At 51.0% G+C, this 5,760-nt stretch carries 4 tRNA genes and 3 rRNA genes; all 7 read left to right on the plus strand.

Annotated elements, in window-relative coordinates:
• The first annotated feature begins 348 nt into the window (after positions 1-348).
• The 7 genes from JQM66_RS12255 to rrf all read left to right on the plus strand — a co-directional run bounded on the left by JQM66_RS12255 (position 349) and on the right by rrf (position 5,759).
• Positions 349-1,879: ribosomal RNA gene (locus JQM66_RS12255) — 16S ribosomal RNA — on the plus strand.
• 111 nt (positions 1,880-1,990) lie between these two features.
• A tRNA-Ile gene (locus JQM66_RS12260) sits at positions 1,991-2,067 on the plus strand.
• Between the two features lie 37 nt (positions 2,068-2,104).
• Positions 2,105-2,180: transfer RNA gene (locus JQM66_RS12265), tRNA-Ala, on the plus strand.
• Positions 2,181-2,447: 267 nt separating this feature from the next.
• Positions 2,448-5,287 (plus strand): 23S ribosomal RNA (locus JQM66_RS12270).
• A 134-nt stretch (positions 5,288-5,421) separates the two neighbouring features.
• Positions 5,422-5,497, plus strand: a tRNA-Lys gene (locus JQM66_RS12275).
• A 1-nt stretch (position 5,498) separates the two neighbouring features.
• Positions 5,499-5,573, plus strand: a tRNA-Glu gene (locus JQM66_RS12280).
• A gap of 70 nt (positions 5,574-5,643) precedes the next feature.
• Positions 5,644-5,759: ribosomal RNA gene (gene rrf / locus JQM66_RS12285) — 5S ribosomal RNA — on the plus strand.
• The 16S, 23S and 5S rRNA genes sit together here with 4 tRNA genes alongside, the layout of an rRNA operon.
• Position 5,760: the final 1 nt, after the last annotated feature.

Below are 5,760 nucleotides of genomic sequence, written 5' to 3' on the forward strand. Positions count from 1 at the left end.
TTGAAAAACCTCGAAAAAAGCAGTTGACAAACAGCGAGGGATATGTTATCCTAAAAAAGTTGCTGCTGAGCAAAACGGATCGCGAGTTCAAAAACTTCTGAAAAAAGTTCTTGACAAACGAAATGAAGTTTGCTATAATAGCAATGTTCCGCCGGATACGGCGTGTACCTTGTAAATTAAACAACGTAACGAAAAGAAAGCACCAGACGGAAGTGGTTCTTAGGAATCACAACCAAGAAGTTGCGAAACTCAGGTTAAGTCAATTACTGAGATTCGTAACTATAAAAATGAAGCTATGACAAATAGCTCTGTAAAAGATTTGAGCGACTACGGTCGTTTAGATACCATTTTATAGAGAGTTTGATCCTGGCTCAGGACGAACGCTGGCGGCGTGCTTAACACATGCAAGTCGAACGGAGCGCTTTTGATAGAGACTTCGGTCAATGGATAAAGTTGCTTAGTGGCGGACTGGTGAGTAACGCGTGAGGAACCTGCCTTTCAGAGGGGGACAACAGTTGGAAACGACTGCTAATACCGCATGATGCATGACCGGGGCATCCTGGACATGCCAAAGATTTTATCGCTGAAAGATGGCCTCGCGTCTGATTAGATAGTTGGTGGGGTAACGGCCTACCAAGTCGACGATCAGTAGCCGGACTGAGAGGTTGACCGGCCACATTGGGACTGAGATACGGCCCAGACTCCTACGGGAGGCAGCAGTGGGGAATATTGGGCAATGGACGCAAGTCTGACCCAGCAACGCCGCGTGAAGGAAGAAGGCTTTCGGGTTGTAAACTTCTTTTAAGGGGGAAGAGCAGAAGACGGTACCCCTTGAATAAGCCACGGCTAACTACGTGCCAGCAGCCGCGGTAATACGTAGGTGGCAAGCGTTGTCCGGATTTACTGGGTGTAAAGGGCGTGTAGCCGGGTCGGCAAGTCAGATGTGAAATCCACGGGCTCAACTCGTGAACTGCATTTGAAACTGTTGATCTTGAGTATCGGAGAGGTAATCGGAATTCCTTGTGTAGCGGTGAAATGCGTAGATATAAGGAAGAACACCAGTGGCGAAGGCGGATTACTGGACGACAACTGACGGTGAGGCGCGAAAGCGTGGGGAGCAAACAGGATTAGATACCCTGGTAGTCCACGCTGTAAACGATGGATACTAGGTGTGCGGGGACTGACCCCCTGCGTGCCGCAGTTAACACAATAAGTATCCCACCTGGGGAGTACGATCGCAAGGTTGAAACTCAAAGGAATTGACGGGGGCCCGCACAAGCGGTGGATTATGTGGTTTAATTCGAAGCAACGCGAAGAACCTTACCAGGGCTTGACATCCTACTAACGAAGTAGAGATACATTAGGTGCCCTTCGGGGAAAGTAGAGACAGGTGGTGCATGGTTGTCGTCAGCTCGTGTCGTGAGATGTTGGGTTAAGTCCCGCAACGAGCGCAACCCCTATTGTTAGTTGCTACGCAAGAGCACTCTAGCGAGACTGCCGTTGACAAAACGGAGGAAGGTGGGGACGACGTCAAATCATCATGCCCCTTATGTCCTGGGCTACACACGTAATACAATGGCGGTCAACAGAGGGATGCAAAGCCGCGAGGCAGAGCGAACCCCCAAAAGCCGTCCCAGTTCGGATTGCAGGCTGCAACCCGCCTGCATGAAGTCGGAATCGCTAGTAATCGCGGATCAGCATGCCGCGGTGAATACGTTCCCGGGCCTTGTACACACCGCCCGTCACACCATGAGAGTCGGGAACACCCGAAGTCCGTAGCCTAACCGCAAGGAGGGCGCGGCCGAAGGTGGGTTCGATAATTGGGGTGAAGTCGTAACAAGGTAGCCGTATCGGAAGGTGCGGCTGGATCACCTCCTTTCTAAGGAGACCTCAAGAAGTGAGACATCTTCTTGTAACATCCTGGTCAGTCGTGTGGTGGCTGAGTAGTTACGTTGTTTAATTTAGAGGGTATACAGCCTTCGGTGGATATGGGCCCGTAGCTCAGCTGGCTAGAGCGTACGACTGATAATCGTAAGGTCGGTGGTTCGAGCCCACTCGGGCCCACCATTCAAAAAGAATCCGGAAACGGAGAAAATAGATTAACGGGGGTTTAGCTCAGCTGGGAGAGCGCCTGCCTTGCAAGCAGGAGGTCAGCGGTTCGATCCCGCTAATCTCCACCAACCATTGAAATTGGATTGAAGCATTCAAGAGATTGAGTGTTTCAATCTGGCTTCAAAAGAGGCTGGAAGAATGCACCTTGAAAACTGAACAATGTAAGATGAAAGTGATAAGTAAGGCAACAGAGAGGTTCTGTGCTTGAAAAGGCACGGAAGCAAAATTTTAATTGTGGAACAACATCCGAAAGGATGAAGGGTAACGATTACAATTTCAAATCTGTGAAGCCTGCATAATTCACAACGAGAACAGGTGAAGATCTGTTTTTGATTGGTCAAGCTATAAAGAGCGCAAGGGGAATGCCTTGGCATCAGGAGCCGATGAAGGACGTGACAAGCTGCGATAAGCTTCGGGGAGGAGCAAATATCCATTGATCCGGAGATTTCCGAATGGGGCAACCCACATGGACAATATCCATGTAGCGTGCGTTGAATCAAATAGGCGTACGCGGGGAACCGCCTGAACTGAAACATCTAAGTAGGGCGAGGAAAAGACATCAACCGAGATTCCGCAAGTAGTGGCGAGCGAACGCGGAAGAGGCCAAACCGGAGGATTTATTCTCCGGGGTTGCGGACAGTCATTTAGCAGAGGTTATCTAGCCGAAGGGTCTGGGAAGGCCCACCACAGAGGGTGAGAGTCCCGTAGGCGAAAGAGAAGACTGTGAGACTGGATCCAGAGTACCGCGGGACACGTGAAACCCCGTGGGAAACAGGGGGGACCACCCTCCAAGCCTAAATACTACCTGATGACCGATAGAGGAGCAGTACCGTGAGGGAAAGGTGAAAAGGACCCCGGGAGGGGAGTGAAAGAGAACCTGAAACCTTGTGCTTACAACCGGTCAAAGCGCGTTAAAGCGTGATGGCGTACTTTTTGTAGAACGGTCCGGCGAGTTATAGTAACGAGCAAGCTTAAGGTATTAAGTACTGGAGGCGTAGCGAGAGCGAGTCTGAATAGGGCGTATGAAGTTCGTTGCCATAGACCCGAAACCGGGTGACCTACCCATGAGCAGGTTGAAGTGGGGGTGAAACCCCATGGAGGACCGAACCGACCCCCGTTGCAATGGTGGCGGATGACTTGTGGGTAGCGGTGAAATTCCAATCGAACTCGGAGATAGCTGGTTCTCCCCGAAATAGCTTTAGGGCTAGCGTTATGTTAGATTACCGGAGGTAAAGCACTGAATGGTTTAGGGGCTGATAAAGTTACCGACGCCTATCAAACTCTGAATGCCGGATAATTGATGCATAGCAGTCAGACAGTGTGAGATAAGTTTCATTGTCAAAAGGGAAACAGCCCAGACCTACAGCTAAGGTCCCAAATGTGTGCTAAGTGGAAAACGATGTGGAGTTGCGAAAACAACCAGGATGTTGGCTTAGAAGCAGCCACTCATTAAAAGAGTGCGTAATAGCTCACTGGTCGAGTGACTCTGCGCGGAAAATGTAACGGGGCTAAGCACGCAACCGAAGCTTAGGATTGTGTTTTGCACAGTGGTAGGGGAGCGTTCTGTATGGGGTGAAGTCGCATCGGAAGGAGCGGTGGACTGTACAGAAGTGAGAATGCCGGAATGAGTAGCGAGAATTATGTGGGAATCATAATGGCCGAAAATCTTAGGTTTCTTGGGGAAGGTTCGTCCGCCCAAGGTAAGTCGGGAGCTAAGCTCAGGCCGAAAGGCGTAGGCGATGCACATACGGTAGAAATTCCGTAACCACCGAAACTTAAACCAGAGGGACACTTTTGAATAGCCGAACCCGGGCGTTGGTTGACCCGGGCGAAAGGGACTGAAATATAGTAGGGAAGTCGGCGATTTCGAGAGGCGAGAAAAGCTTTGGTGTATGCTAAGGTGCCCGTACCGCAAACCGACACAGGTAGATGAGGAGAGAATCCTAAGGCCAACGGGAGAAGGGTTGTTAAGGAACTCGGCAAGTTGACCCCGTAACTTCGGAATAAGGGGAGCCTCGAAAGAGGCCGCAGAGAATAGGCCCAAGCAACTGTTTACCAAAAACACAGGTCTATGCTAAATCGAAAGATGACGTATATGGGCTGACGCCTGCCCGGTGCCGGAAGGTTAAGAGGAGATGTCAGCGCAAGCGAAGCATTGAATTGAAGCCCCGGTAAACGGCGGCCGTAACTATAACGGTCCTAAGGTAGCGAAATTCCTTGTCAGGTAAGTTCTGACCCGCACGAAAGGCGTAATGATTTGGGCACTGTCTCAACAGCCCGCCCGGCGAAATTGTAGTACTGGTGAAGATACCAGTTACCCGCAACTAGACGGAAAGACCCCATGGAGCTTTACTGCAGCTTAATACTGGAATTCGGTAGTTCATGTACAGGATAGGTGGGAGACTTAGAAGCGAGGGCGTCAGCTCGCGTGGAGTCGCCGGTGGGATACCACTCTTGGACTGCTGGATTTCTAACCTGCGGCCGTGAATCCGGTCGGGGGACACTGTTAGGCGGGCAGTTTGACTGGGGCGGTCGCCTCCAAAAAGGTAACGGAGGCGCTCAAAGGTTGGCTCAGCACGGACGGAAATCGTGCAGTGAGTGTAAACGTATAAGCCAGCCTAACTGCGAGACCGACGGGTCGAGCAGTAACGAAAGTTGGAGTTAGTGATCCGGTGGTATGTGAGTGGAAATGCCATCGCTCAACGGATAAAAGCTACCCTGGGGATAACAGGCTGATCTCCCCCAAGCGTCCACAGCGACGGGGAGGTTTGGCACCTCGATGTCGGCTCGTCACATCCTGGGGCTGAATTCGGTCCCAAGGGTTCGGCTGTTCGCCGATTAAAGTGGCACGCGAGCTGGGTTCAGAACGTCGTGAGACAGTTCGGTCCCTATCTGTTGCGGGCGTAAGAGATTTGAAGGGAGCTGTCCTTAGTACGAGAGGACCGGGATGGACGTACCTCTGGTGCACCAGTTGTCCTGCCAAGGGCATAGCTGGGTAGCTATGTACGGACGAGATAAACGCTGAAAGCATCTAAGCGTGAAACTCCCCCTAAGATGAGATCTCTCACTCTTCATGAGGTAAGGGCCCAGGAAGACTACCTGGTTGATAGGCCGGAGGTGGAAGTGCAGTAATGTATGCAGCTGACCGGTACTAATAGCCCGAGGGCTTGACCTACGAAAGAATGCAGGCGGCCTGAAAGAATCACGAGTAGGATACATTGTTCAGTTTTGAGGGTGCATAGGGCACGCTCGGAAAAAGAAAGAATGTTAAAGTTTTCTTTGCATACTTTCTTTTTCAAAAGAAAGTATGCACCTTTAGCTCAGTTGGTAGAGCAACTGACTCTTAATCAGTGGGTCCCCGGTTCGAGTCCGTGAAGGTGCACCATGGCCCGTTGGTCAAGTGGTTAAGACAGCGGCCTCTCACGCCGTTAACATCGGTTCGAATCCGGTACGGGTCACCAAACTTTCTCTTGACAGCGTGAACAGAAACCCTTATAATTGAAAAAGTTCTCCGGTAGCCCGGAAAACGAAGTTGGTGTTGATTAGAGTGAGGGTCCACCCGTTCCCATTCCGAACACGGTAGTTAAGCTCACTTCTGCCCACAATACTTGGCTGGCGACGGCCCGGGAAGATAGGTAACGCCAACAC

Source organism: Oscillibacter valericigenes (assembly GCF_021531915.1).
In the GTDB taxonomy this organism is placed as follows: domain Bacteria; phylum Bacillota; class Clostridia; order Oscillospirales; family Oscillospiraceae; genus Oscillibacter; species Oscillibacter valericigenes_A.